At 69.6% G+C, this 26,898-nt stretch carries 26 protein-coding genes; 10 read left to right on the top strand and 16 right to left on the bottom strand.

Annotation, left to right across the window (positions count from 1 at the left end; all coding sequences use genetic code 11):
* Nucleotides 1-262: 262 nt before the first annotated feature.
* Complete coding sequence (locus AC2YHJ_RS03840; protein WP_487394072.1) at nt 263-1,543, bottom strand: glycerate kinase type-2 family protein; 1,281 nt, start codon at nt 1,541-1,543, stop codon at nt 263-265.
* A 162-nt stretch (nt 1,544-1,705) separates the two neighbouring features.
* Complete coding sequence (locus AC2YHJ_RS03845; protein ID WP_487394074.1) at nt 1,706-2,092, bottom strand: nuclear transport factor 2 family protein; 387 nt, start codon at nt 2,090-2,092, stop codon at nt 1,706-1,708.
* A gap of 156 nt (nt 2,093-2,248) precedes the next feature.
* Between AC2YHJ_RS03845 and AC2YHJ_RS03850 the strand changes: the two genes are divergently transcribed.
* Both AC2YHJ_RS03850 and AC2YHJ_RS03855 read left to right on the top strand, forming a co-directional pair.
* Complete coding sequence (locus AC2YHJ_RS03850; RefSeq protein WP_487394075.1) at nt 2,249-2,560, top strand: DUF1244 domain-containing protein; 312 nt, start codon at nt 2,249-2,251, stop codon at nt 2,558-2,560.
* A 66-nt stretch (nt 2,561-2,626) separates the two neighbouring features.
* Complete coding sequence (locus AC2YHJ_RS03855; protein WP_487394300.1) at nt 2,627-2,893, top strand: DUF2312 domain-containing protein; 267 nt, start codon at nt 2,627-2,629, stop codon at nt 2,891-2,893.
* Nucleotides 2,894-2,929: 36 nt separating this feature from the next.
* On the opposite strand, the gene ggt is transcribed toward AC2YHJ_RS03855, so the two are convergent.
* From ggt to AC2YHJ_RS03875, 4 genes are all read right to left on the bottom strand, one after another.
* Nucleotides 2,930-4,534, bottom strand: coding sequence for a gamma-glutamyltransferase (ggt, locus tag AC2YHJ_RS03860; RefSeq protein WP_487394076.1), 1,605 nt, complete (start codon nt 4,532-4,534; stop codon nt 2,930-2,932).
* 1 nt (nt 4,535) lies between these two features.
* Nucleotides 4,536-5,390 carry an alpha/beta hydrolase family protein gene (locus tag AC2YHJ_RS03865; RefSeq protein WP_487394078.1) on the bottom strand — a complete coding sequence of 285 codons (855 nt, stop codon included), beginning with the start codon at nt 5,388-5,390 and terminating at the stop codon, nt 4,536-4,538.
* 3 nt (nt 5,391-5,393) lie between these two features.
* Nucleotides 5,394-7,004, bottom strand: coding sequence for an ABC transporter substrate-binding protein (locus AC2YHJ_RS03870; protein ID WP_487394080.1), 1,611 nt, complete (start codon nt 7,002-7,004; stop codon nt 5,394-5,396).
* Nucleotides 7,005-7,140: 136 nt separating this feature from the next.
* Nucleotides 7,141-8,055 (bottom strand): GntR family transcriptional regulator, encoded by a 915-nt coding sequence (locus AC2YHJ_RS03875; protein ID WP_487394081.1) that lies wholly within the window; start codon nt 8,053-8,055, stop codon nt 7,141-7,143.
* 49 nt (nt 8,056-8,104) lie between these two features.
* Between AC2YHJ_RS03875 and AC2YHJ_RS03880 the strand changes: the two genes are divergently transcribed.
* Nucleotides 8,105-9,238, top strand: coding sequence for a C45 family autoproteolytic acyltransferase/hydrolase (locus AC2YHJ_RS03880; RefSeq protein WP_487394083.1), 1,134 nt, complete (start codon nt 8,105-8,107; stop codon nt 9,236-9,238).
* 10 nt (nt 9,239-9,248) lie between these two features.
* On the opposite strand, the gene AC2YHJ_RS03885 is transcribed toward AC2YHJ_RS03880, so the two are convergent.
* Nucleotides 9,249-9,959 (bottom strand): glutamine amidotransferase-related protein, encoded by a 711-nt coding sequence (locus tag AC2YHJ_RS03885; RefSeq protein WP_487394085.1) that lies wholly within the window; start codon nt 9,957-9,959, stop codon nt 9,249-9,251.
* A gap of 75 nt (nt 9,960-10,034) precedes the next feature.
* Entirely contained in the window at nt 10,035-10,925 is an 891-nt protein-coding gene (locus tag AC2YHJ_RS03890) for a LysR substrate-binding domain-containing protein (RefSeq protein ID WP_487394086.1), read from the bottom strand.
* Between the two features lie 122 nt (nt 10,926-11,047).
* On the opposite strand from AC2YHJ_RS03890, the gene AC2YHJ_RS03895 reads away from it, so the two are divergent.
* The 6 genes from AC2YHJ_RS03895 to AC2YHJ_RS03920 are packed head-to-tail and all read left to right on the top strand — an operon-like array spanning nt 11,048 to nt 16,796.
* Nucleotides 11,048-11,989, top strand: a complete 942-nt coding sequence (locus AC2YHJ_RS03895; RefSeq protein ID WP_487394088.1) for an N-carbamoyl-D-amino-acid hydrolase — start codon at nt 11,048-11,050, stop codon at nt 11,987-11,989.
* Between the two features lie 16 nt (nt 11,990-12,005).
* Nucleotides 12,006-13,391, top strand: coding sequence for an amidohydrolase family protein (locus AC2YHJ_RS03900; RefSeq protein WP_487394089.1), 1,386 nt, complete (start codon nt 12,006-12,008; stop codon nt 13,389-13,391).
* 56 nt (nt 13,392-13,447) lie between these two features.
* A complete protein-coding gene (locus tag AC2YHJ_RS03905; RefSeq protein WP_487394090.1) occupies nt 13,448-14,296 on the top strand; it encodes an amino acid ABC transporter permease in 849 nt (282 codons plus the stop codon).
* A 2-nt stretch (nt 14,297-14,298) separates the two neighbouring features.
* Nucleotides 14,299-15,063 (top strand): amino acid ABC transporter ATP-binding protein, encoded by a 765-nt coding sequence (locus AC2YHJ_RS03910; RefSeq protein ID WP_487394092.1) that lies wholly within the window; start codon nt 14,299-14,301, stop codon nt 15,061-15,063.
* A 21-nt stretch (nt 15,064-15,084) separates the two neighbouring features.
* The gene (locus AC2YHJ_RS03915; protein ID WP_487394093.1) at nt 15,085-15,966 is read left to right on the top strand and encodes a polysaccharide deacetylase family protein; all 882 of its coding nucleotides are present in this window, start codon (nt 15,085-15,087) and stop codon (nt 15,964-15,966) included.
* Nucleotides 15,967-15,968: 2 nt separating this feature from the next.
* On the top strand, nt 15,969-16,796 hold the full coding sequence (locus AC2YHJ_RS03920) for a transporter substrate-binding domain-containing protein (RefSeq protein ID WP_487394094.1): 828 nt from the start codon (nt 15,969-15,971) through the stop codon (nt 16,794-16,796).
* Between the two features lie 52 nt (nt 16,797-16,848).
* Here the strand turns inward: AC2YHJ_RS03920 and AC2YHJ_RS03925 are convergent, their stop codons facing one another.
* The 7 genes from AC2YHJ_RS03925 to AC2YHJ_RS03955 are packed head-to-tail and all read right to left on the bottom strand — an operon-like array spanning nt 16,849 to nt 24,101.
* Nucleotides 16,849-17,826, bottom strand: a complete 978-nt coding sequence (locus tag AC2YHJ_RS03925; protein WP_487394095.1) for a Bug family tripartite tricarboxylate transporter substrate binding protein — start codon at nt 17,824-17,826, stop codon at nt 16,849-16,851.
* Between the two features lie 56 nt (nt 17,827-17,882).
* The gene (locus AC2YHJ_RS03930) at nt 17,883-18,773 is read right to left on the bottom strand and encodes a dihydrodipicolinate synthase family protein (RefSeq protein WP_487394097.1); all 891 of its coding nucleotides are present in this window, start codon (nt 18,771-18,773) and stop codon (nt 17,883-17,885) included.
* On the bottom strand, nt 18,770-19,933 hold the full coding sequence (locus AC2YHJ_RS03935; RefSeq protein WP_487394098.1) for a sialidase family protein: 1,164 nt from the start codon (nt 19,931-19,933) through the stop codon (nt 18,770-18,772). The genes AC2YHJ_RS03930 and AC2YHJ_RS03935 overlap by 4 nt, the downstream gene beginning before the upstream one ends.
* A 14-nt stretch (nt 19,934-19,947) precedes the next feature.
* On the bottom strand, nt 19,948-21,078 hold the full coding sequence (locus tag AC2YHJ_RS03940; protein WP_487394099.1) for an iron-containing alcohol dehydrogenase: 1,131 nt from the start codon (nt 21,076-21,078) through the stop codon (nt 19,948-19,950).
* Between the two features lie 4 nt (nt 21,079-21,082).
* Nucleotides 21,083-22,117, bottom strand: coding sequence for a 4-hydroxythreonine-4-phosphate dehydrogenase PdxA (gene pdxA, locus AC2YHJ_RS03945; RefSeq protein WP_487394101.1), 1,035 nt, complete (start codon nt 22,115-22,117; stop codon nt 21,083-21,085).
* The gene (locus AC2YHJ_RS03950) at nt 22,114-23,220 is read right to left on the bottom strand and encodes a four-carbon acid sugar kinase family protein (protein ID WP_487394102.1); all 1,107 of its coding nucleotides are present in this window, start codon (nt 23,218-23,220) and stop codon (nt 22,114-22,116) included. Before AC2YHJ_RS03950 ends, pdxA begins: the two co-directional genes overlap by 4 nt.
* Nucleotides 23,217-24,101, bottom strand: coding sequence for an IclR family transcriptional regulator (locus tag AC2YHJ_RS03955; RefSeq protein ID WP_487394103.1), 885 nt, complete (start codon nt 24,099-24,101; stop codon nt 23,217-23,219). The genes AC2YHJ_RS03950 and AC2YHJ_RS03955 overlap by 4 nt, the downstream gene beginning before the upstream one ends.
* Before the next feature lie 90 nt (nt 24,102-24,191).
* Between AC2YHJ_RS03955 and AC2YHJ_RS03960 the strand changes: the two genes are divergently transcribed.
* Entirely contained in the window at nt 24,192-24,884 is a 693-nt protein-coding gene (locus tag AC2YHJ_RS03960) for an SDR family NAD(P)-dependent oxidoreductase (protein WP_487394104.1), read from the top strand.
* On the opposite strand, the gene AC2YHJ_RS03965 is transcribed toward AC2YHJ_RS03960, so the two are convergent.
* Nucleotides 24,876-26,894, bottom strand: a complete 2,019-nt coding sequence (locus tag AC2YHJ_RS03965; RefSeq protein ID WP_487394105.1) for an acetyl/propionyl/methylcrotonyl-CoA carboxylase subunit alpha — start codon at nt 26,892-26,894, stop codon at nt 24,876-24,878. The genes AC2YHJ_RS03960 and AC2YHJ_RS03965 overlap by 9 nt on opposite strands.
* Nucleotides 26,895-26,898: the final 4 nt, after the last annotated feature.

The raw sequence follows: 26,898 nt of genomic DNA on the forward strand, positions 1-26,898 counted from the left end.
CGGTTCGGCGAGGTCAGGGCGCAGCAGCCGGGTCTCTACGCCCAGGATGCGGGCGACGTCGATGACGCGGTCATCCGGCACCCGCCGCCATTGGGACACGGCGGCGGTGGAGATGCCGAGCTCGGTCGCGATGCGGGTGATGGCGCCGCGGCGGGCAAAGAGGTCTTCGAGGGTCGGATCGCGCATAAGCGATGCTTACCTCGGATAAGATCCAGCTGCCGAGCCTTTTCTGTTGCTTACGATATGTAAGTTAGGCGATGCCTCAGGTCACGAGGATTGCCCGGAAATCATTGACGTTGGTCAGGGTCGGCCCCGTCACCAGCAAATCCCCCAGCCCCGAGAACAGCCGGTGGCTGTCGTGGCCGGCCAGCAGCGCGCGCGGGTCGAGCCCTGCCGCACGGGCGCGGGCCAACGTGTCGGGCGCCGCGATGGCCCCGGCGTTGTCCTCCGACCCGTCAATGCCGTCCGTGTCGCCCATCAGCGCCCAGATGCCCGGCGTGGCCGCGAGGCCAAGCGTGCAGCCCAGCAGGCATTCGCCGTTGCGGCCGCCGCGGCCTGGCTTCTCGGCGCGGATGGTGACGGTGGTCTCGCCGCCGGACAGCAGGACGCAGGGGGCGGGCAGGGGGTGGCCATGGGCGTGGGCGGACAGGGCGATGCCGGCGAGCACTGTGCCGACCTCACGCGCCTCGCCTTCCAGCGCGTCGCCCAGGATCAGGGGGGTGAGGCCGAGTGCGCGGGCCTCGGTCGCGGCGGCCTCCAACGCCATGCGCGGCGTGGCGATGAAGCGGTAGTCGGGCTCCCCGAGGAGAGGGTCGCCGGGCTTGGGGCTTTCCTCGGCCGCCGCGGCCAGATGGGCGGTCACGGCCGGCGGCAGCACCATGCGGTAGTGGCCGACCAACGCGCGCGCCTGCTCGAAGCTGGACGGGTCCGGCACGGTGGGGCCGGAGGCGATGACCGTCGGGTCATCCCCAGGCACGTCGGAGATCGCCAGCGTGACGACGCGCGCCGGATGCGCGGCCGCCGCCAGCCGCCCGCCGGAAAAGGCCGAGAGGTGGCGGCGGATGCAGTTCATCTCGTGGATGGTGGCACCGGAGGCGAGCAGCGCCTTGTTCACCGCGATCAGCTCGGGCAGCGACAGGCCCGGCGCCGGCAGCGTGGTCAGCGACGACCCGCCGCCGGAGACGAGGAACAGCACGAGGTCGCCCGGCCCGGCCTGCCCCGCGAGGTCCAGCATTCGCTGCGCGGCGCGCGCCCCGGCTTCGTCCGGTACGGGGTGGGAGGATTCGGCCACCTCGATCCGCGTCGTCGGATAGCCGTGGCCATAACGCGTGACGACAAGGCCGGAGAGCGGCACGTCCGGCCAGGCCGCCTCGACGGCGGCAGCCATGACCGCGGCGGATTTTCCCGCACCGAGCACCAGCACGCGGCCCCGGGGCTTCTCAGGCAGGTGGCGCGCCAGCACGACCCGGGGGTCGGCGCTCGCCACCGCCGCGTCGAAGAGGCGTCGCAGCGCCCGGCGGGCCGTCGCGTCGTCAAGGGCCATGCGTCCTGTCCTCGATGTCATCGGGCGGCATCATCGCCGCTCCGGCGCATGAGGCAATGCCGCGCGGGGCGGGTTCGGCCCTTCGTCCCATGGGGCACTGGCGCCCGCTTTCAGTGGCCTGCGGATCCGCTCATGCCCCGAATGTCCTCGGCACGCAGAGGACTACCCGCAACTCACCTCGTCCCAGGCCTGGACGGTCAGGTGCCGGCGGATGCGCCCGTCCTGCAGTTCGAGCGTCATGGCCGAGACGACGTGGCAGCCATCGGGGTAGGCGCAGCGCTCGACGAAGGCGGCGCGATGCGCGTCGCTGATCGTCTCGCCCACCGCATGGGTCATCTCGCGGGAGCAGACGTCGCGCCAGAAGGCCTCGATGGCCGGCCGGCCGACCAGGCGCATGGGCGTGCTGGGCGGGCGGTTGCGGTCGATGATCTCCATCTCCGCATCGTCGTCGTAGAGCGAGACGATCGTGTCGGCGTCGCTTTGTTCAAGGGCTCGTTTCATGGCCGCGAGATCGAAGGCGGCGGCGGTCTGCCGGGCGCTTTGCGACATGACGCTTCCTCCCCGCGCGGCGGCGTCTCCGCCACGTGCGGCGGGAGACTACACCCGGGGCGGCCAGGGCCGGGGTGCCATTTTCGACGCCCTGCGCTTGGCGCGGGCCTCCGCCTGCCCCAGATTTGCCCCGGACCAGGATCAGGAGACCGCGCCATGCCCGTTCCCGAAATGGACGACGCCACCCGAATTGCGCTGGAAGCCGCGGCCTTCCGCCGCCTGGTGCAGCATCTGCGTGAGCGCAACGACGTGCAGAACATCGACATGATGAACCTGGCCGGCTTCTGCCGGAACTGCCTGTCCCGCTGGTACCGCGAGGCGGCGGAGGCGCAGGGCATCGCCCTGGCCGACCCCGATGCGCGGGAGATCGTGTACGGCATGCCGTACAAGGACTGGCAGGCGACGCATCAGAAGGAAGCGACGCCTGAGCAGAAGGCGAAATTCGCCGCGGCCAATCCGGGGCATTGAGAGGCAAGGTTGATGGCGAAGAAGCCCAAGGCTAAACCCGCGGCCCTTCAGACAGAGGCGCGGAACATGTCAGCGGCGGCGAAACAGGACGACACCGAGGTTGGCGGCATCGCGGCCGACCGGCTGCGCTCGATCATCGAGCGTGTGGAGAGGCTGGAGGAGGAGAAGAAGGCGCTCTCCTCCGACATCAAGGACATCATGGCCGAGGCGAAGTCGGCCGGCTTCGACGTGAAGGTGATCCGCGCGATCATCCGCATCCGCAAACAGGAGCCCGCGGATGTCGAGGAGCAGGAGACGCTGCTCGACCTGTATCGCCGCGCGCTCGGCATGTAGGGCCCCCTGCGGGTCATCCCGCGGGATGACCCGCACCTACGGCACCAGCAGCGCCATGCCGTCGCGCTGCGGGTCGGCGCCACCCGCCAGCCGCCCATCCGCGATTCGGATGCCATGCAGGGCGGCGAAGGCGAAGCTCATCGGGTTGCGCTTGACCGCGTAGCCCTCGGCCTCCAGCGCGTCGGTCACGAAGCGCGGCACGCGGTTGGCGACGTCGATCGTATCCGACACGCCCATGATGCGCGGCGCGGCGACGGCGTCGCTCATGCTCATGCCGAAATCAATCACGTTGCTGATGCCCTGGGCGATGGCAGGCGCAATGTAGGACCCGCCGGGCGCGCCGATCACGATGCTGGCCCGGTCGTCGCGGAAGACGATGGTCGGCGCGGCGGAGGACGCACGCCGCTTGCCCGGCGCGATGGATCCGGCGCGGCCGGGGCGCGGGTCGAAGCGGCTCATCGTGCCGTTCCAGATGAAGCCGAGGCCCTCGGTGATCGCGCCCGACGGGCTGCCGAGCGTATGCGTCAGCGCCACCGCATTGCCATCCGCATCGACGACGGAGACATGCGTGGTCTCGCGCTGCGACCGGTCGAGGCGCTTCACGCTCGCCCGTTCCCCCGCGCGGATCGAGGCGGCGTGGCCGGCCGCGTGCTGCTTCGATGTCAGCCGATCGACCGGCACATCGACATAGGCCGGATCGCCCATATGCGCGTCCTTGTCGATGGTCATGCGCTTCATCGCCTCCGCCAGCAGGCGGACATGCACGGCGCTGTTGTGGCCAAGCGCAGCGAGGTCGAAATTCTCGAGGATGTGCAGCAGTTCCAGCATCGACAGCCCGCTCGATGGCGGCGGGTTGGTCGCGATGCGATGGCCGCGATAGCTGCCCCAGATGGGCTCCGCGAGGGAGGTCCGGTACTCCGCGAAATCATTCCGTGCGAGCAGCCCGCCCTGGGCTGCGAAATCGGCGGCCGCTTCCTGCGCGATCACGCCACGGTAGAACAGGTCCGGCCCGCCACGGGCCAGGCGTTCCAGCGTGCGTGCGAGATCCGTATTGTGCAGCATGTCGCCTGGGCGCTTCGCCTCGCCGTCGGGGCGGAAGTACAGCGCGCGCCCCGTCGCCGACAGGCGCAGCTTGTCGGCGGTGTTGACCTGGCCGCTCGCGCCCTGGTCCTGCGACCAGAACCAGTGCATGTGCGGGCGCACCATCACGCCGCGCTTCGCCTCGGCGATCGCCGGCGCGATGGCATCCGCCCAGTCGAGCGTCCCCCAGCGCGACAGCGCCTCCGCATAGCCGGCCACGCTGCCGGGCGTGCAGACGGCGAGATGCCCCTGTTCGCTGATCCCTCCTTCGAGCAGGAAGGCGAAGCCGTCGCGCGACTGGCCGCGCAGCTTGTCGAGCCACATGTCGGGCCGCGCGGCGAGCGGCGCGCGGGCGTAGAATTCCAGCACCTGATGCACGCCGCGCTTCGGCATGTGGACCTGCATCGACCCGAAGCCGCCGATGCCGCACATCAGCGGATCGACCACGCCCTGCACGAAGGCGCAGGCGATGGCGGCGTCGATCGCATTGCCCCCGCGCTGCAGCACCAGCGCGCCGGCTTCCACCGCCTCCGGCTGCGGAGCGACGATCATGCCCGGCATGTCAGCCGCGCCTCGTGGCCAGCACGCCGGCGAGGAAGTCCTTCACCCGGCCCAGCACCTTTATCCGGTCATGCGACACACCCGGCACGAGGTCGAGCTGCACATTCACGCCGGCAGCACGGAAGGATTCCGCGAGCGCCTTCAGCCGCTCGGGCCGCGTGCGCCCCGCGTCGTTCGCACCGTCCATCCAATAGGTGCTGCCGGGCTGGTGCGTGATCTCCCAGGTTTCCAGATCGGCATCGCCCACCAGCATCTGCACCGGCACCTTCGCCAGCGCCTCGCCATCGAAGGCGATGCCGAAGCGTTGCTTCAGGTCGCGGACGCCCACCCACCAGTCGCGCGTGGGATCGAGCAGCGTGACCGAGCCCGGCGCGCCGATGCAGGCGGCCCAGAGTTTGTCCGGGTGCAGGATCGCCATGCGATGCGCGAAATGCCCGCCACCCGAGAAGCCGAAGACCGCGAAGCGCGACCAGTCCTGGTCGTATTTCTTCGCGACCTCGCCGATCATGTCGAGCAGCACCTGGTCGTAGCGGATGTCGCCCTCCGCCATGTACTTGTAGCCGGACCGCGCGCCATCCCCGCGCACGCCCACCGGGAAGACCGGGCAGAGCACCGCGACGTTGTTCCAGCGGCCGAACTCCGCGAAGCCGTCGCGGAATTCGAGGAAGGAGGTCCGCGTCGTGCCATGCACGGCGACGAGCAGATCCACCTTCACGCCACGCCCGACCTGCGGCGGCACATAGAGGCAGTAGTGGAAGCGCGGGTCGGCCTTGGAGGCGAACATCGCCGTGGGGCCGAGATCGTAGATGGCGCGCGCGCGGGCGGAGGCTTCGGCGGTCGGGGGTGCGTCGGTCATGCGTCAGCTCCGGCCCACGCCCATGGCGAGGGTGTATTGGTCGTTACGCGTCTCATAGGTCACGCCGCGGCGCGCAGCCCAGGCCGAGACCTCGTGATGCAGCGGGATGATGGCGACATCCTCGAAGGCGATGCGGCTGGCCTCGGCGAGCAGCGCATTGCGCTGCGCGTCGTCCATGGTGCTCAGGCCCTGCTGCAGCAGCCGATCCACCTCGACGTTGGAATAGCGCCCGGCATTGGACGCACCCATGCCGGCGCGCGCATTGTAGGTCGCGACGATGGCCTTCAGCGGGTTCGAGGTCTCGCCCGTGTTCACGCCCCAGGCCGAGAAGTAGATGCTGAACTCGCCGCGCGGGTTGCGCGTGGCGTAGGTCGCCCAAGGCATGACCTCGGCGCGCGTGTCGATGCCGATGCGCGTGAACATCTGCGCCAACGCCTGCACGATCTTGGCGTCGTTGATGTAGCGGTCGTTTGGCCCGTGGAGCGTCAGCTTGAAGCCCTGCGGATAGCCCGCCTCGGCCAGCAGTGCGCGGGCGCGGGCGGGGTCGTAGGCCGGGACGTCCAGGCGGTCCGAGGTTCCCGGCTGGCCCTTCGGCAGGAACTGGGACGCGGCGACGGCATCGCCTTCCATCACCCGGTCCACCAGCGCGGGGCGATTGATGGCGTGGTTCAGCGCCTGGCGGACGCGCAGGTCCTTGAAGGGGTTGCGTTCCAGCGGTCGGCCATCTGCGCCGGTGGCGAAGGGTGTCACGTCACGATGGAAGTCGAAGCCGAGATAGGTCACGCGGCTCGAAATGCCGCGAATCACATGGAAGCGCTGGTTCTGGCGGACGCGGCCGGCGCTCTGGGAGGGCAGCGCCTCGATGATGTCGAGGTCGCCCGAAAGCAACGCTGCCAGACGCGCGCCGTCATCGGTGACCATGCGGAGCGCCACCTCGTTCCAGGGCAGGCGCGGTCCCCACCAGCCATCATGCCGGGTGAGCTGGATGACGCTGCCCGGCGTGTTGCTGCGCAGGATGAGGGCGCCGGTGCCGATCGCCGCCGCGCCGCTGTTGAAGTCGGCGGTCGGCGCGCCGGCGTGCTTCGCCGCGATCATGCGCACGCGGCTGATCGAGTTCAGCAGCAGAGGGTCCGGCCCGTCCGTCTCGATCAGCAGGGTGTTGGGCCCCTGCGCCGACATCGCCTTGATGCTGCGCGTATAGGTGCGGAAGGAGGCTGTGCTCGGCAACTCGGTGGCGCGGCGGATGGAGGCGATGGCGTCATCGGCCGTGAAGGGAGCGCCGTCGCTGAAGCGCGCGCCGCGCCGTAGGGTGAATTCCCAATGCGTGTCGTCGATCAGCCGCCAGGATTCCGCGAGGCCGGGCGTGGAGCGCGAGGCCGCGTCATTCGTCACCAGAGCATCGAAGATATGGCTCGCCACCGCGTTGTTCGGCGCGTTGCTCTGCAGATGCGGATCGAGCGTGGTGTTGGGCGCCGCCATGCCGACGCGCAGCAGGCCGTCGGCGCCGGCACCCTGGGCAAGGGCGGTGGAAAGCCAGCCCGGCGTCTGCGCCGCGGCGGCGCCGCCCAGCATGGCGCGGGTCAGCCAGCGGCGACCGATCATGGCGTTTGGCATTGTTCTCTCCCTCATGACGGCAGCGTGTCGATGGCCGGCAGGATCGCCTATGCGGCGCAGCGAAGGAGTATCCAGGACCGGCATCCCGAACTGTTCGTATGAGTGCGCTATAAGAGCGCAAAGTACAATACAGTCATCACCCGCCGCGGGCACGCCAGGTCAGCGCCGCGGTGCCGGCCAGGTGGCGGTGCATGCGCTCGGCGGCCTCGGCCCGGTCGCCGGCCTCCAGCGCGTCGAGGATGCCGAGGTGGTCGGTGGCCGAGACGCGCACCCGTTCCACGCCGCGCTGCCAATCGTAGTTGGAGAAGCGGCGGAGCTGGTTCTGCTGTTCCACCGCCTGGACCAGGAAGCGGTTGCCGGAGGCCTCGGCGAGGCCGCGGTGGAAGGCGGCATTGGTTTCGAAGAAGGCGACCGGGTCGGTCTCCCGCCAGGCGCGGCCGAGGAACTGCTCATGCATCCGCCGCATCCCGGTGGCCCAGCCGGCGGGAAGGTGGAAGCCGGGTTCCAGCAGCCCGGCCGGCTCGATCATCAGGCGGAAGCGGTAGGAGGCCGCGCGGTCCTCGGCCGAGACGTAGCCTGGCCCGAAGCGCCAGCCATGCCCACGGTTGCGGGTAACGGCGCCGACCTCGGCGAGCTGCCGCAGCGCCGCCGCGAGGACCGTCCGCCCCACACCGTAGCGGGCCTGCAGCAGGCGTTCCGAGACCTCCTCCGGCAAATCCCCGGAGCGGCGGTCCCGCGCCAGGGTGACGATCAGCGCCGCCGTGGCGTCCCCGCCATCCTCGGCGGGCGAGGCGAGGCGTTCGGGATCGAAGCCCAGGTCGCGCAGCAGCACGGCACGCCCATCCGTCTCCACCACGCCGAGGGTCTCGAGCAGTGCCACCGCGCCCGCCACGGGCGTTCGGGACACGCCGAGCTCCTTGGCGAGGGCGAGCCGGGAGAGGCGGTCCCCCGGCCGGGCACCGCGCGCATGCAGGCCGCGCAGGATATCGCGCGCCAGGGCGCGGTGCAGGGGCGGGGCGTCGGCGGGGATGATCGGCGAGGGATTGGCCATGGAATGTGTTATGTGTCACCATAATCCAAATATGGAAGAGGCAACCTCGATGTCGTCCGCCGCGGTCGAACCCTTCCCCCTGATCGAACTGGCCGGCACGCCGGAATCCCGGGGGCGCGCCTATGGCCGCATGGCGAAGGCTCGCATCGACAAGTCGCTCGCGCACTACGGGGCGCAGCTGGCGGGGCAGGGGCGGGATGCCGGCGCCGTCCGCGCCATGGCGCGCGCCTTCGTCCCCCGCATCGAGGCCTTCGAGCCGGATTTCGTAGCCGAGATGCGCGGCATCGCCGAGGGTGCCGACGTCGCCTTCGAGGATATCGTGCTGGTGAATTGCCGCACGGAAGTCCTGCAACTCGCGAAGCGCGCCGAGGAAGCGCGCAAGGACCCCGACGGCTGCACCGGTGCCATCATCCTGCCCGAGGCGAGCGCCGACGGCACGCTGATCCACGGCCAGAACTGGGACTGGAAAAGCGAATGCGCCGAGACCGGCGTCGTCCTGCGCATCCGGCGGGAGGATGGGCCGGACGTGCTGACCTTCGTCGAGGCCGGCGGCCTCGCACGCTGCGGCATGAACGCCGCGGGCATCGCCATCACCGCGAACTACCTTGAGAGCGACCGCGACTACACGCAGGACGGGGTGCCGCTGTCCCTGCTACGCCGCAAGGCGCTGGAGCAGGAGCAGGTAGCACTCGCTTTCCGCATCCTCTACGCCACGCCGAAATCGGGATCGAACAACCTCATGCTGAGCCATGCGAGCGGCTTCGGCATCGATATCGAATGCGCGCCGGATGAATCCTTCCTGGTGCAGCCGGAGAATGGCGTGATCGTCCACGCCAACCATTGGCAGAGCCCGATCGCACTCGCGAAGCTCAAGGATACCGGGCTGCTGTCCACGCCCGACAGCGTCTATCGCGACCGCCGCGTGCGTGCGGCGCTGGAGGCGAAGCGCGGCGGCCTGACCATCGACGACCTGCGCGCCGCCCTGTTCGACGATTGGCAGACGCCCTGGTCGGTGTGCCGGCCGCCGCGGATGAATCTCGGCGGCAATCTCTCCGCCACCGTGGCGATGATCCTGATGCGCCCGGCCGATGGCGTGATGGAGATCGCGCCGCTTCCGGCGCTGAACCGCAGCTTCACCCGCTATACCCTCTCAGCCGAGGCGGTGCGCGCGGCCGCGGAATGACGCTGCCGTGTCAGCCTTCGTCGCGCAGGAGGAAGCGCGCGATCGCCTGGGCGAGATCCTGACTGTCCATCGGGTGCCGCAGTGAGTCCCTCGCCGCGGCCACGACGGCAGCCGGCACTCTGGCTTCGAGGAGGTCGCAGCAGGCCTGCGCGTAGCCCAGGTCGAATTCAGGGTGCGGCTGCACCGACATCATCGCCCCATTGTCGTAGAGCAGCCCGGCATGCGGCGCGAACTCCGATGCCAGTATCGTGCGGGCATTCGGCGGAACCTCGATGACCTGGTCCTGATGCGCGCAGGCGATGGCGATCCGATCGCCGCCGATGACGCCATTGTCCGGCGTCACCTCATAGACATGCCGGCCCAGGCCCCAGCCCTTCTCCGGTTTGCGGACCACGCCGCCGAGCGCCTGCGCCATGACCTGGTGCCCGAAGCAGATGCCGGCCATCCGCGTCGATGCCGCGTATCCGTCGCGGATGAACGCCTCCAGCGGCGCGATCCAGGGGACGTCGTCATAGACACCGGCCGGTGAACCCGTGATCAGCACCGCGTCCAACCCGGCAGGATCGGGCAGCGCGTTGCCTTCCGAGACACGCACCGTCCGGAAGCCGGCATCGACGCCGGCCTCGCGCATCATGCGCTCGAACATGAATGGGTAGGTCCCGTGCCGCTCCCGCAGTTGCGGCGCGACCAGGCCCGTTTCGATGATCGTGACCGTCCGCATCCGACGCCCCTTGAGAACCTTCGCCGCGGACCATTCCAGCCACCGGAACCGGCCGCCCGTCATGACGAGCGAAGCCTATTTCCGCTGTGCCGCCAAGGCGAGGCGGACCTCGCCCATGAAACGCCGCGCCGTGTCGGATGGCGGCTTGCGGTTCGACCAGAACGCCCAGGCGATCGACGGGATGGCAGGCTCGAAGGGCCGGATCGCGAAGGCGACCTGGCTGTCGTGCATGGCGGAGAACGGATCGACGATCGACGCCCCCATCCCGGCCGCGACCAGGGCGCAGGCCGTGCGGCAGGTCCGCACTTCCGCACGGAAGGCGAAGGGTTCCTGGGCCGCCTGGAACGCCGCGCGAACCGATGCCCCCATCCGCGTATCCGCATCGAGCGCGATGAGGTCGATCCCGGCCATGTCCCGTGCCGTGATCACCGACCGGGCGGCGAGCGGATGCCGGGGCGGCACGACGCAGACCATGCGTCCCTCGAACAGGGGCTCGACCTCCAGCGTCGGCTGCGGGCCGAGGCCGAGGCCGAAGCCGATATCCGTCTTGCCGCTCTCCACGCTGCGGACGACCTCGTCCAGTTCGCGGATGTCGAAGAAGATCTTCAGGCGCCGGTTGCGGCGCGAGAATTCCTCGAGCGCGCGGGGCAGCACGCTCCAACCCAGCGGCGGCGTGCTGAGGATACGAAGGCGGCTGACCTTGGACTCGCGCAGATCCTGCACGCGTTCCTCCAGCGCGGCATGGAGCGCGAAGATCTGGTTGGATTCCTCCTGGATGATCGATGCGGCCTCGAGCGGAAAGAGGCGGTTGTTCACGCGCTCGAACAGCGGGAAGCCGAGTTGCGCCTCCATGTGCTTCAGCGCGTTGCTGACGGCCGGCTGGGACATGCCGAGGGCGCGCGCCGCGCCCATCGTCGTGCCGAGGCGCATGAGCGCGCGGAGGATTTCGATCTGCCGAAGGGTCATTGCGAGGCACAGTATAACAAGATCGAATGATCTTCGGCGAATTCTGATAATCAACCTGATTGCCTTGCCCAAGGAGGCCGCGGCAGAAATCAGCGCCGACCCAGTCGAAGGAGATTCGACCCATGCCCCGCATTCTCCGCGTCGCCGCTGCCCAGATGGGCCCCAATCAACGCGCCGACAGCCGCGAGGCCATCCTCGCCCGCATGATCGCGCTGCTCGAGGACGCCGCCGCGCAGGGCGCCAGGCTGGTGGTCTTCCCCGAACTTGCCTTCACGACCTTCTTTCCGCGCTGGCTGCTCGAAGGTGCGGAACTCGACGCGTATTACGAGACGGCGATGCCGAACCCGGCGGTCCAGCCGCTGTTCGGCCGGGCGCGCGAACTCGGTATCGGCTTCTATGTCGGCTATGCCGAACGCGCCGCGGATGGCACGCGATACAACAGCGCCATCACCACCGGGCCGGATGGCAGCATCCTCGCCAAATACCGCAAGGCGCACCTGCCCGGCAGCCACGAACCCCGCCTGGGCGACCGCTTCCATCAGCTCGAGAAGCGCTACTTCGCCTATGGAGATGGCGGCTTCGAGGCGTTCCGCGGTCCCGCCGCCTGGGGTGCGCCGATCCTCGGCATGCTGATCTGCAACGACCGCCGCTGGCCCGAAGCCTGGCGCTGTTATGCGCTGCAGGGCATGGAGATGATGCTCGTCGGCTACAACTCGGCCGCCTACGACCCGAATGGCGGCAAGGCCGAGAACGAGGAGATCCGCACCTTCCATTCGATCCTCGCCGCGCAGGCCAATGCCTACATGAACGCGACCTGGGCGATTGCGGTCGCCAAGGCCGGCAATGAGGATGGGTCGGGCCTGATCGGCGGGTCGGTGATCGTCGATCCGAACGGTGTCATCGTGGCGCAGGCAACGACGCTCGGCGACGAGGTGCTGGTCGCGGATGTCGACTTCGACGCCTGCCGCCAGGGCAAGGAGAAGATGTTCAACTTCGCCGCGCATCGCCGGCCGGAGCATTATCGGCGCATCGTCGACCAGGTCGGCGCCGAGCCGCCGGCCTGAGCGGACAGGAACGGACATGATGCAGAACCCCGGCACCACCGCCGTCTTCGGATCCTTCGTCCTCACCGAGCGGGAGGGCCGCCCGGTCGTCCTGCGCGACCACTGGGTGCTGACGGAAGGCCGGCGGATCGCCGCCGTTACCCCGACGCGGCCCGATGGCACGGATGTGGTGCTCGATGCGCCGGGGCGCTTCGTGCTGCCTGGCCTGATGAACCTGCACAATCACTGCTTCAGCGAGGCGGTCGCCCGCACCCACAGTGAGGACGGCGCGGGCCGCAAGAACAACCAGAGCATCGTCTATACGGTGCTGCTGCCGCTGACGAAGCGGGGCATCGAGATCCTGTCGCGTGAGGAGCGGATGGCCGTGGCGCGGCTCGGCATCCTGCAATTGCTGAAGGGCGGCGCGGCCACGGTGATGGAGCCGTTCCGCAACGGCATTCCCGAGATGTTCGACGCGGCGGCGGAGATGGGGCTGCGCTTCTATGGTGCGCCCTATCTGTTCTCGACCGCCGATGCGAAGGCCGATGCGAGCGGCGCGGTGCATTATGCCGGCGATGATGGCGCGGCCGATCTCGCCGCCTGGGATGCGCTGCATGCGCAATGGGAAGGCTTCGACGAGGGGCGCATCCGCCTGGCGATGAGCCCGCACGCCACCGACACCTGCGGACCGGACCTGCTGCGCGCCGCCGCCGACCGGGCGCGCGAACTCGGCGTGCCGATCACCACGCATCTGGCCCAGAGTGCGGGGGAGGTCGCAACCATCCGCGCCCGCTATGGCCGCAGCCCGGCGGAATATCTCGACTGGCTCGGCGTATTGGCGCCGGACCTGCTCGCGGCGCATTGCGTGGACAGCAGCGAGGAAGATCTGCGCCTGATGGCGGCGCGCGGCACCGCGGTGCTGAACTGCCCGCGCGTCTTCGCGCGCGCCGGCACGACCGCCGCCTTCTCGCGCTTCGCCGATGCCGGGCTGCGCACGTTGATCGGCACGGATGGCTACAACATGGACCTTCTTGGCGAGATGAATGCCGCCGCGATGATCTCGAAGATTGTCTCCGGCCGTGCCGAGGCCGCGTCCTCGCCCGAGATCATCGCCGCCGTCACCAGCGAAGCCGCCGCGGCGATCGGCCGGCCCGATCTTGGCAGCATCCGGCCCGGCGCGACTGCCGATCTCACGGTGATCGACCTCAGCCATCCGCATCTGCAGCCGCTGCATGACGCACGCCGCGCGCTGGTCTGGCTCGCCAATCGCGGCAATGTCGATGCGGTCATGGTCGATGGCCGCGTGCTGCTGCGCGGCGGCAGGCTCGCCATGGGGGACGAGGCCGGCATCACCGCGGCGGGTGCTGCGGCCATCCAGCGCATTTGGGATCTTCCCGAGGCCCGGGCCGCCTTCGCCGGCTGACGGCAGCCCCAGGCCGGCATCAAACTTGCTCGTATTGTTCCGACAGGAAGGTCACGATGAGCGCCACGACGTCGAAGGGTCTCCCCGATATTTCGGGCTATGTGATGGTGCGGCAGCGCCATTGGGGGCGCTGGACGGCGGTGGCCATCATGGTGCTGCTGCTCGCCCTGCTGATGCGCGCCTTTGCGGTCGGCCAGATCGAATGGCCCGTGGTCGGGCAGTTCCTGACCGCGCCGGTCATCATCCATGGCCTGGTCAATACCGTCGTCATGGCGGTCGCGGCCATGGCGCTCGGAATCGCGCTCGGCGTCGTCGCGGCGGTGATGCGGATGTCCGAGAACCCGGTGCTGCAAGGGGCGGCCATCGGCTATGCGTGGCTGTTCCGCGGCACGCCGGTGATCCTGCAACTGCTGCTGTGGTTCAACCTGGCGCTGATCTTCCCCGATATCGGCATTCCCGGGCTTGGCTCAGCGCGCACCGTCGACGTGATGACGCCGGCCTTCGCAGCCCTTCTCGGCCTTGGCATCAATCAGGGCGCCTATACCTCGGAAGTGTTCCGCGCGGGGATGCTCTCGGTCGATGCCGGGCAGTATGAGGCGGCGAAGGCGATCGGCATGACGCGGCTGCATGCACTGCGCCGCATCGTCTTCCCGCAGGCGATGCGGGTCGTCATCCCGCCGCTCGGCAATGAATTCATCGGCATGGTGAAGCTGACATCGCTCGCCAGCGTCATCCAGTTCACCGAGATCCTGCACAGCGCGCAGAACATCTACTACGCCAATTCCCGGGTGATCGAGCTGCTGATCGTCGCGGCGGTCTGGTACCTCGCCGTGGTCTCGGTGCTGACACCGTTGCAGATGCTGCTGGAACGCCGCTTCGCGCGCGGCGCGGCGGGGGGGCGCTGACCATGCGGTCGATCGTTTCCATCGTCGATGTCCGCAAGGCCTTCGGCAGCTTCCAGGCGCTGAAGGGCGTCTCGCTCGACATCGCGGCCGGGGAGGTGGTGTGCGTCATCGGCGCCTCCGGATCCGGCAAGACCACGCTGCTGCGCTGCGTGAATCAGTTGGTCGAGCCGGATTCTGGAGCCATCTGGGTGGATGGCGAATTGGCCGGCCGCCGCATTGACGGCAACCGGCTGCACCGTCTGTCCGAAGGCGAGATCGCGCGCCAGCGCCGGGCGACGGGGATGGTGTTCCAGCGCTTCAACCTTTTCCCGCATTTCACCGCGCTGGAGAACATCATCGAAGGCCCGGTGCAGGTGCTGAAGCGCCCGCGCGCCGAGGCCATCGCGGAGGCCGAAGCACTGCTCGCGCGCGTCGGGCTGAAGGACAAGGCGCGCAGCTATCCGGCCCAGCTGTCGGGCGGCCAGCAGCAGCGCGTCGCCATCGCCCGCGCGCTCGCGATGAAGCCGCGGCTGATGCTGTTCGACGAGCCGACCAGCGCGCTCGATCCCGAACTGGTGGGCGAGGTCCTCGCCGTGATGCGCGAGCTTGCCGCATCAGGGATGACGATGATGGTCGTGACGCATGAACTTGGCTTTGCGCGTGAGGTCGCGGACCGCGTGGTCTTCATGGATCACGGCGCCATCGTCGAATGCGGCACGCCCACCGAGGTTCTCGGCGAGCCCAGGGAAGACCGCACCAGAGCCTTCATTTCCGCCGTCCTAGCCTGACCCGTGGAGGGAACCGAGACGATGCCCGACTACACGAACCATGACGCCTTGCCGCTGCTGCCAGCTAACCGCGCGCCGCTCGCGCCGGAATACCCCTGGCCGGCCGGCAACAAGGCGGCGATGTTCCTCTCCTTCGACGTCGATGCGGAGACCGCCTGGACCGGCAAGGATCCGGCCCGCTACGACGAACTCGTCTGCATGTCCTATGGCGGCTTCGAGGCGCGCATCGGCGTGCGCAAGCTGCTGGAGATGCTGCGCCAGCTCGGCCTGCGCGCGACCTTCTTCATCACCGGCTGGTCGGTCGAGGCGCATCCCGCCATGGCCGAGGCCATCGCCAAGGATGGCCACGAGATCGGCCATCACGGCTTCCATCACCTGATGCCGCAGCCCGGCGACCCGCGGCTGGTCGAGGAAGTCGACCGCGGGCTGGAGACGCTGAAGCGCCGGCTCGGCGTGGTGCCCAAGGGCTACCGCGCGCCGTCGGGCGAAAGCTGCGAGGAACTGCGCGTGCTGCTGAAGGAACGCGGCCTGGTCTATTCCTCCTCCTGGCGCGACGATGTGCGGCCCTACCGTCACCTGCTCGCCGATGGCCGCCCGGGCTTGGTCGAGCTACCGGTCACCATGACCTATGACGACTGGCTCTATGGCCTGTCGCATCGCTACAGCCCGCGTCCCATGATGCCGAAGGAGCACGTCCTCTCGATCTGGAAGGATGAGCTGGACGAGACGCGCGACTGGGGCGGCATGGTCACCACCGTGCTGCATCCGCAATGCAGCGGCCGGCCGATGCGTTTGCGCCTGCTGCGCGAATTCCTGCGCTATGCGCAGGGCCATGGCGATGTCTGGATCGCCACCGGCGAGGAGATCGCCGCCCACTTCACCGCCTGCGAGGGAGCAGCATGACGATGCGAATCAGGACCCTTCTCCTTGCCGCCGCCGCGCTGATCGCGCCCGGCCTCGCTTCGGCGCAGGCCGTGCCGGAGGCGATCCGCGCCCAGGGCTTCATCCGCGTCGGCATCGAGGCGACCTATCCGCCCATGGCGTACAAGGACCCGGCGACGAATGAGCGGCGCGGCGTGAATGTCGACCTCGTCACCGCCATCGGGCGCGAGCTCGGTATCGAGATCCGCTGGGAGGAACTGGCCTTCGCGCAGCTCATCCCTGCCATCACGACGCGGCGCGTCGATTTCAGCGGCAGCGCCATGACCGACCTGCCGTCGCGCCGCGAGCGCCTGACCTTCGTGGATGTGGTCAGCACCGGCGCGCAGATCTTCACCACCACGGCGCAGCAGCGCGGCGCGACGCAGCCGACGGATTTCTGCGGCCGCAGCGTCTCGACGCCGCGCACCACCAACTACTTCCCGCAGGCGCAGGCCTGGAGCGAGGCGAATTGCGTCGCCGCCGGCCGCCCGCCGATGCGCGTCATTGGCTCGGATGGTGCTGCGGCGAGCCGCACGGACCTGATGGCCGGGCGCGCGGACGGCGCGATCTTGGGCGCCGAATTCGTCGCCTTCCTGGCGCAGCAGAATCCGGGAACCATCGTCGCGATCGGCGATCCGATCTCCCGCAACTTGTCTGGCATGGCCTTCGACAAGTCGCAGACCGAATTGCGGGACGCGGTGGCCGGTGCGCTGACGCGGCTGATCGCCAACGGGACCTATGGAGAGATCCTGCGTCGCCACGGGATTGTCCGCCAGGCGCTCGGCACCATCACCGTCGACGCGGGGGAGTGACCCTCGGCAAGGCGTGAGCGCGGCGCTGGCCCCGCTCACACCAGGCAGCCGGTCAGACTGGCTCGTAGTTCACGCTGCGCAGTAGCTCGCCGGCGCGGGAGATCTCGGCGGCGATGAAGCGCTTCGTCTCCTCGATGCTCTCCGTCACCGGTTCCAGCACCTGGGTCGTCAGGCGCTGGACGATGGCGGGCTCGCGCATCGTCTCCTGCATCAGCGTGTTCACGCGCTGGCAGATCTCGGTTGGCGTACCCTTGGGCGCCCAGAGCCCGTACCAGGACTGGAACTCGAAGCCGGGCAGGCCCGCCTCCGCCATGGTCGGGACATCCGGCGCCAACGGCGAACGCTGCGCTGCCGCGATGCCCAGCGCACGGATGCGACCATCACCGGTCGCGGGCAGCAGGGCGAAGCTCGGGTCGATCAGCAACTGCGCGCTGCCGCCCATCAGGTCCGTCAGGGCCGGCTGCGTGCCGCGATAGGAGACCATGTCGAGATTGGCGCCGGTGCGGCGGTTGAACTCGATTGTCGCGAGATGCCCCGCCGAGCCGAGCGAGGAGATCGCGATGCTCCAGTCGCGCGGATTGGCCTTCGCCGCGGTGACCACATCGGTCACGTTGCGCTGCGGGCGCGTGCCGCTGATCACCATGACGAGCGGCGCGCGCGCCGTCCGGGCCATCACCTCAAGGTCGCGCTGCGGATCGAAATTGGCGCCCTTCAGCACCAGCGGCATCACCGCGGTGTTGAAGGCGGAAGCGAGCAGCGTGAATCCGTCGGGGGCGGCCTGAAGCACCGCATTGGTGCCGACCAGGCCGGCGCCGCCGGTGCGGTTTTCCACCACCGCCGTGGCACCGAGCTTGTCCTGCAATTGCTGGGCGAACAGCCGCGCCAAGGCGTCGTTCGCCGCACCGGGCGGCCAGGGGCAGATCACCCGGATCGGCCTGCCCTGCGGCCAGGCGCCCTGCGCCTGCACGGACGGCGCGGCGAGTATCCCGATCCCGGCCGCCGCCGCCTTCAACACATCGCGTCTTTTCATGATGTTCCTCCTCATCTCCCGCCGGCGCCGGGCCGGGTCGTTGCGTGGTCTGGTGGTCAGTCCTGGAGCAGGGCCGCTTCTTCGTCCGCGTTCAGCGGCAGCAGCGGCGGGCGCATGCGCCGCCAATCCGGATCGCCATTGCGATGCGCGACCAGCGCCTTCAGCGAGGCCATCTGTGCGAAGCGCGAGGCGCGATTACGCGCGGCGACGATGCGCGCCTGCGCCGCCTCGACCTCCGTCGCGCGCGTCGCATCGGCGTGGTGACGGAAAACAAAGGCAAGGTCCGCCGCGACGAGGTTCGAGGTCGCTGTGATGCAGCCCGCCCCGCCCTTCCGCAGCAGCGGCAGCATCAACGGATCGGCGCCAGCCAGCACGGCGAGGCCGGGGAAGCGTTCCACCAGGGCTTCCATATGCGACAGGTCGCCCGCGGAATCCTTGATGCAGGTGAAGGTACCGGGATAGCGCGCGCGCAGGCGCTCGATCACCGGGAAGGTGATCGGCACCGCCGAGAATTGCGGGATGTGATAGAGCACCACGCGCAGCCGCGGATCGGCGACACGCTGCACGACCTCCGAATAAGCGGTGAACACGCCATCGTCGCTGACGCCCTTGTAGTAGAAGGGCGGCAGCATCACGACCGTGGTGACGCCGAGCGAGAGCGCGTGCTTCGTCAATGCGACAGTCTCGGTCAGCGCGGTCACGCCGGTGCCAGGCAGCAGGCGATCCGGCGCGATGCCGGCGGCCACTGCCGCTTCCAGCAGCGCCTGGCGTTCGTCGCTCGAGAAGGAGTTTGCCTCCCCCGTGGTGCCGAGCAGGGCGATGCCGTCGCAGCCTTCCTCGATCAGCCGGCGCGCATGGGCGACGAAGCGGGCATGGTCCGGCGTCAGGGTCTCGGTCAGCGGCGTCAGCGCGGCGCAGAAGACGCCGTTCGGGTGCAGCGCGCTCACCGCGCCCACTCCTCGGCGACGCGGACGTATTTGATGGCCTGCCGCCAGTAGGTGTAGGCGATGTGCAGCGCCCCGTCTGGCGTCTGCACGATGGACGGATAGGAGAATTCCCGGTTCAGCCGGTCCTTGGAATTGTTCGTCATGCAGAAGCCGTCCCCGACCTCGAGGTTGCGGCGATGCGGCCAGGTGCGCCCCTCATCCTCTGAGATGGCGAGTGTCATGGGCGCGCGCGGCGCGCCCCAGAAGGCGCTGCGTTCGGTGATCGGCGCGACGTCCTCCCCGCCGATGTCGTCGTAGAGCGACAGGCGACGTCCCGTGGCGTTCTCCTTGCTCGACTCATTGAACACCATCGCGATGTGGCCGTTGGCGAGGCGCACGGCCTGGATCGAGGAATTGTTGTTCGGCAACTCGGTCGGTTCCGGCGCCGTCCATGACCGGCCGCCGTCATGCGACCGGCTTGCATAGACCCAATCCGCCCAGCGGCTGCGATAGAAGGCGACGAGGTGGCCATTGCGCAGATCGACGATGTTCATGTGCACGCAGCCGGTGCTGCCCGGCACGGCGTGCTCGCTCCAGGTCTTCCCCTGGTCGGCCGAGATCATCACCGAACTCGTGTCGAGATCACCCGTCCAGGCGCCGACCGGCGGCTTGGTGCAGCGCCAGATCGGCAGCAGCCAGTCGCCGCTGTCCGTCACGATGATCGGCTGGCGGATGAAGGTGCCGAAGCCGGGCTGCTCGCCGAACAGCGTCTCGACCGGACCCCAGGACTGCCCACCGTCGTCAGAGACGCGCCGCCGCACCATGGCGGTGTCCTGGTTGCCCGCGACCTGCGCCGTCCACAGCAGCCACACCCGCCCATCGGGCAGGGGGAAGATCAGCGGGTTCTGTTCCGACCGGCCGGGATCGTCGGACAGCCGCACCGCATTCGTCCAGCGATCCGCGCCGGGCGCGAGGCGCGAGAAATGCACGGAGATGTCTGGTACCCCTTCCTGCGTGCCGCCAAACCACACGCAGCCGAGGTCGCCGCCCGGCAGGGGCATCAGGAAGGCGGCGTGGTTCTGCACGCAAGGCGTCGGGATGAAGGCGTCGATGCGCGCGGCGTCGCCCGGCGCGGGGGCGAGGATCTCCGGCCTCTCGATCAGGCCCGTGCTGTCCGGCATGGCGTTTCCTCCGTTCAATAGGCGGCGCGATAGAGCGCGAGGATCTGTTCGCGGCTGATGTCACGCGGGTTGTTGTCGAGCAGCCGACGGATGGCATGCGCCTCCTCCGCCATCGTCGGCAGATCGGCCTCCGGCACGCCGAGGCGGCCGAGCCGCATCTCGATGCCAAGTGCGGCGCACCAGCCATGCGCGGCGGCGCGCATGGCAGCCTCGTCGCGCGCGCCGGGCAGGCTCAGCGCATCGAGTACCAGCGCCGTCTTCTCCGGCACCGCTTCCGCGTTGAAGGCGAGGGTGTGCGGGAAGATCACTGCGCAGGCGAGGCCATGCGCGACGTGATGCCGCGTGCCCAGCGGATAGGCGACGGCATGCCCCGCCGTGGTGTTTACCGGCCCGAGGCAGAAGCCGCCGTAGAGCGACGCCAGTGCCAACCCGGCCCGCGCCTCGCGGTCATTGCCGTCGGCCACGGCGCGCGCGAGGAACCGCCCGACCAGGCGGATTCCTTCCAGCGCGTGGATGTCCACCAGCGGATGCGCCTTGCGGCTGGTGAAGGCCTCGGCGCAATGGGCCAGGGCATCGACGCCGGTCGCGGCGGTAACGGCGGGCGGCACGCTCAGCGTCAGGTCGGGGTCCACCACGGCCAGGTCGGCCATCATGTGCCGGCTCTGCACGGCGAGCTTCGCCTGCGTCGCGGGATCGGTGACGAGGGCGCGCGTACCGGCCTCGCTGCCGGTGCCGGAGGTGGTCGGCACCTGCACCAGTGCCACGGAGCGGCCATTCACTTTCTCCGGGCCGACCACCTCATGAATAGTCTGCCCGCTGCCCGGCAGCACCGCGACGAGCTTCGCGAGGTCCATCGCGCTGCCACCGCCGAAGCCGACGACGAGGTCGGGCTTCACGCGTTCCGCCACCGCGATCGCTGCTGCGAGGTTGGGAATGTCGGGTTCCGGCTTCGCCTCGCCGAACACCACGACCTCGCCGGGCAGGTCGAGCAGGCCGACGCGCTTGGCGTTCGACCCGCCGGTGACGACCAGCGTGCGCGTCACGCCGCGGGCCCTGGCCCAGGCGCCGACGCTGCCGACGAGGCCGGCGCCGAAGCTGATGGTGGCGGGATGCGCGATGTCGATGGGGCGCAGCAATTCGGTCATGGCGTCAGGCGGCCTTGGCGCGATGGGTGGCGAGGAGTTCGGCGTATTCGATGGCCTCGATCAGGCTGCGCTCGCTGGCGATGCCCTTGCCGGCGATGTCGAAGGCGGTGCCGTGATCGACCGAGGTGCGAATGATCGGCAGGCCGAGCGTGATGTTCACGCCCGACAGCGCATCCCATTTCCCCGTCACCGGATCGACATGGAAGCCGAGCAGCTTGACCGGGATATGCCCCTGGTCGTGATACATCGCGACGACGGCGTCGTATTGCCCGGCGCGCAGCTTCACGAAGACGGTGTCGCCCGGGACAGGGCCGAAGACCTGCAAGCCATCGCGCACCGCCTCGGCGATGGTGGGTTCGGAGATTTCGATATCCTCGCGGCCGAACAGCCCGCCTTCACCGGCATGGGGGTTCAGCGCGGCGACGGCGATGCGCGGAGATGCGATGCCGAGGCCGATCAATGCCTGATGCGTGAGGTCGAGCACGTAGCGCAGGCGCTGCGGCGTCAGCCGCTTCGGCACGTCCTGCAACGCGACATGCGTGGTGACGTGGCTGACGCGCATGTTGCCGTGCGCCAGCAGCATCACCGAACCCTTCACGCCGGTCAGTTCGGCCAGCATCTCGGTGTGCCCGGCATAATGATAGCCCGCCTTGTTCAGCGCTTCCTTGTTGAGCGGCGCGGTGACGATCGCCCCCGCGCGGCCGGCTTCGGCCAGCCGCACGCCGCGCTCGATGGCGAGATAGGCGAAGCGCCCGCCATCGGCGGACAGCACGCCCGGTTCGATCGGCGCGCCCTCCGGCCCCGCCTGCAGGAAGCAGAGGTCCGGCCAGGTGGGATCCTCGGCGCACACTTCGGGAATGGCGAGGTTCGGGGCCAGCGCTGCACGCGCACGTTCCAGCGCCACGCCGCTGCCGATCACCAGCAGGCGCAGGTCGCCGGCAGCAATACGGTCCTGCAAGCCGGCGCAAGCCTTGACGATGATCTCCGGCCCGATCCCGGCCGGGTCGCCCATGGTGATCGCGAGATGCGGCGGTCTCATGCTTCGATGCTCCCGAAAGTCAGCCCGTTGCTTGCCAGCAGGTCACGCCACAGCGTGTCGCCGCCGAAGGCGCCGGACTTCGATATGATCGCGACGCCATCCCAGCGCCCTCCGCGCATCACCGATCGTGGGACGCCAGGGGCGACGATCCCCGTCGCGTCCAGATGCGTCGTATCCAGCCCGGCGCAGATCGCGCGCAGAGTCTCCCCGCCGGCGACGATCAGCGTGCCGGGCCGGTCGAGCCTGTCCGTCAGCGCGGTCATGGCGGCGGCGATGCGCCGCGCCGCGTCGGTCCTGGCGAGGCCGGCCGGAAGCGTCACGCTGGCCAGCGTGGCGCCATCCTCGGCCATGCGCTGCGCAACGAGGCGCGCATCGGCCGCGCCGCCATCGGTGATGCGCACCCAGGCATCGCCGCAGGCCGCCAATTGCCGCATGGTCGCGGGCTGGTCCGAACCGAACAGGCCGAGCACCGGCCCGGCAACCATCGTGGACGGCAGCGGCGCGGCATCGCCGGCGAGCGCACGGGCGAGCCCGCCGCTACCGCACCACAGCACCGGTCCGGACAGGCGGCGGCCGAGGGCGGCGATGCGTCGGAGATCGTCCTCGGTCTCGGCATCGAACACCGTGATGCCGGGACCGGGCAGCGCGGTCGCGGACGGGACCTGCGCGACCAAACCTTCGGCGGCCAGCAGGCCGTGCAGGTCGCCCACGGGCGCCCATCCACCATCCGGCTGGCGTGCGAATTGCCGCCCGTTCCGCGTCACCCGCCCTTGCGCGGGAAAGGCCGGCGCGACGAGGCAATGGGTCCAGGCTCCGAGGCCGAAGCAGGCAACGATCTGCGCCGCGACCTGGCCACGCAGCAGGCTGTCGAGCTTCGCGAAGGCGATCTCCGTGCCCGGCAGCATCGGCGCCAACGACCGGATGCGATCGAAGGCGTCATCGCGTGACGCCTCCCGCGTTCCGGCATCGATGGCGAGGTTGCCCTGCTCCGTGGCCGCACCATCCCAGGCGACGCGCACCTTCCCGCACAGCCCGGTCATCTCGGCCGCGGTGTCGAGCGCACCGGTGATGTCGTCGGCGAGCAGGCGCAGCCGTGGCGTCACCGCGCGCCTCCGCGAATGCCGATGGCGCCGAGTGACAGGCGGACCCCCTCACTGAGCGCGCGCGCGAGGTTCATCGCATGCGGCGCGGCCATGGCGGTGAAGGCTTCGCTCGCCATGCGGCCGGCATTGACCGTGAGGCTGACGCCCGCACAGGGCGCACCGCCCTGGTCGAACACCGGCGCGGCGACGGTGATGAGCCCATAGGCGTTCTCGCCGACCGACACGGCGTAGCCGCGCGCTCGCACTTCCCCGAGCCGGGCGAGCAGCGTGTCGAGGTCCGTCAGCGTGCGTTCCGACAGCTTCACCCGCGCCACGCTGTCGAGGTGCGCGACCTGCTGCTCGCGCGGCAGCCAGGCAAGGATCGCTTGGCCGAGCGCGGTGGCATAGGCGCCGATGCGGCTGCCCGGGCGGCGGATGACGCCGATGCGCTCGAGGCTCGCATCGACGCGCGCGAGATAGACCACCTCGCCACGATCAAGCACGCCGAGCGACCCGGCATCGGCAATGGCGGGCACGGCCTCCCGCAGCAGGGGCTCGGCATGGCCGGGCAGGTCGTCGGCGGACAGCGCCGAGAAGCCGAGTTCCAGGCATTTGAGCGTGAGGCGGAAGCGACGCCCATCCGGCACCGGCCGCAAATAGCCGAGGCCGACCAGGGTCTGGATCAGGCGGAAGGCTGTGCCGCGGTCGAGCCCGGCGCGCGCGGCGACCTCGGCGATGGTGAGGGCAGGGAGGTCCTGGCCGAAGGCCTTGAGCACGGCGAAAGCCTTGGCGACGGACTGGACCTGGTTCTTCGGGTTCTCCGAAGACGGCCCGACGTGCCCCGCTGCTGCCACCGTCTCGCGCACCGTTTCCTCCAGGTTTGATGTTCGGATTGCGAACATTTGTTCGATTTCTTTCGATCTGCTAGCGAGGCAAGGCGCCCGGCGTCAAGTGCTGATATCCGCGCGCCACATCCAAAGGGGAGCAACGCCATGGCAACGACCGAGACCGCCGCAGGCCACGCCGTCGTCACCGGCGCCAGTTCCGGGATCGGGGCTGCCATTGCGACGCGGCTGCTGCGCGATGGTTGGCGCGTCACCGGCCTGAGCCGCACCGATCCGGGCCTGACGGATCCGCATTTCGTGCATCGCGCCGTCGATCTGCTCGACGCCGACGCGCTGGCCCGCACGGTCGAAGGGTTGCGGCCGAACGCGCTGGTGCATGCCGCGGGGCTGATGCGGGGCGGTGCGCTCGGCGCGCTGGATGCCGAAGCGGGCCGCACGCTGTGGCGCCTGCATGTCGAAGCGGCCGCGCTGCTCGCGGACCGGCTCGTGCCGGGGATGCCGGATGGCGGGAGGATCGTGCTGGTCGGCAGTCGCACCGCGACCGGCGCGGCGGGGCGCAGTCAGTATGCTGCCAGCAAGGCCGCCATGGTGGCGATGGCGCGGTCCTGGGCGATGGAACTGGCGCCGCGCGGCATCACGGTGAATGTCGTCTCGCCCGCCGCCACGGACACGCCGATGCTGCGCGACCCCGGCCGCAGCGCGGTGGCGCCGAAGGTGCCACCGATCGGCCGGCTGATCCGGCCGGAGGAGGTCGCGGCGCTCACCGCCTTCCTGCTGGGTCCTGAGGCGGGCGCGATCACTGGCCAGCAGCTGGTGATCTGCGGTGGCAGCTCACTCTGAAGCGGGCTCGAAGGTCACGAGCTCGGTGCCTTCCTCGACCATCTCGCCCACCGCATGCGGCACCTGCGCGACGATGCCGTCCATCGGTGCGCGGAGCGTGAGTTCCATCTTCATCGCCTCCAGCACCAGCAGCGGCGCATTGCGCTGCACGGCGTCGCCGGGTGCGACGAGGATGCGGGTCACGCGGGCCGGTATCGGCGCCGTCACGCGATCGCCGCCGGCGGCTTCCAGGCGCGGCGGGGCAAGGGGATCGATGCGCGTCAGCATGCGATTGCGGCCGGCAAGGATGATCGTCAGCTCCGCGCCGCGTCGCGCCACGCCGAGGCGGCGCGAGACGCCGTCGACCAGCAACAGGAACTCCGCCCCATCCTCCGTCAGGCTCGCATGCACGGTCCCTTCTGGCAGGTCGAGCCGGAAGCGGCCATCCGGCAGCGGATGCGCGCGCACTGCCACGGTGGCGCCGTCGCCGCCGCGGAAATGCAGGTTCTGATAGCCATCGCCGTTCAGCCGCCAAGCATCAACCGCGGCCCAGGGTGACCAGGGATCGCCGGTCGCGCGCGACGCGGCGCTGATGGCAGCATCCTGCTCACGCACTACGGCGAGGGCAGCGGCGGCCCAGACAGCGGCCTGTTCCACCGGGTCCGAAGCGTGCGGGGTGGTCAGCAACGCCTCGGCATGGCGGGCGATGAAGCCGGTATCGAGTTCCGCCTGCGCGAAAGCCGCATGACCGGCGATGGCGCGCAGCAGGCCGAGATTGGTCTCGACGCCGACGACCTCATAGGCGGCGAGCGCAGCCACCAGGCGGCGCACGGCGGCAGCGCGGTCCTCGCCCCAGACGATCAGCTTCGCGATCATCGGGTCGTAATGCGGCGTGATGGCATCACCCTCGCGCACGCCGGTATCGACACGCAACTGCCCGGCGACCTCCGGAGGCTGGCGCAGATGCGTCAGCCGTCCGGTCGAGGGCAGGAAGTCGCGCGCGGGATCCTCCGCATAGACCCGTGCCTCGATGGCATGGCCGCGGATCGACAGGCCGTCCCGCGGCAGGGGCAGCGGCTCGCCGGCCGCGACGCGCAACTGCCATTCCACCAGGTCGAGACCGGTGACCATCTCCGTCACGGGATGCTCGACCTGCAGGCGGGTGTTCATCTCCATGAAGTAGAAGGCGTCGCCCTCGGCGATGAACTCCACCGTGCCCGCACCGACATAGCCGACCGCGCGTGCGGCCGCGACGGCGGCGTCCCCCATCGCCTGCCGGCGCGCCGGGTCCATCCCCGGCGCTGGCGCTTCTTCCAGCACCTTCTGGTGGCGGCGCTGGATCGAGCAGTCGCGCTCGAACAGCGAGACCGTATTGCCCTGCGTGTCGGCGAAGACCTGGATCTCGATGTGCCGCGGCCGCGTCAGGTATTTCTCGATCAGCACGCGGTCATCGCCGAAGGAGGCGAGGGCTTCCCGCTGCGCACCCTCCAACGCGGCCAGGAAGTCATCGGGCCCTTCGACGACGCGCATGCCCTTGCCGCCGCCGCCCGCGCTCGCCTTGATCAGCACGGGATAGCCGATGCGCTGCGCGGCTTCGGTCAGGGTCGCGAAGTCCTGCGCCGCACCGTGATAGCCCGGCACCAACGGCACGCCGGAGCGTTCCATCAGCGCCTTCGATTCCGCCTTGGATCCCATGGCGCGGATCGCTGCCACGGGCGGGCCGATGAAGGTGATGCCTGCCGCCGCGCAGGCCTCCGCGAAACCGGCATTCTCCGACAGGAAGCCATAGCCGGGGTGGATCGCCTCGGCGCCCGCGCGGCGGGCGACCTCGATGATCGTCGGGATGGACAGGTAGCTCTCACGCGCCGGGGCCGGGCCGATGGGCCAGGCTTCATCGGCAAGGCGCGTGTGCCGCGCGCCGGCATCGGCCTCGGAATAGACGGCGACGGTCGCGATGCCGAGCCGCTTCGCGGTGGCGATGACGCGGCAGGCGATCTCGCCGCGATTGGCGATCAGGATCTTGCGGAACATCACG

Source organism: Roseomonas sp. SRI_022 (genome assembly GCF_057586215.1).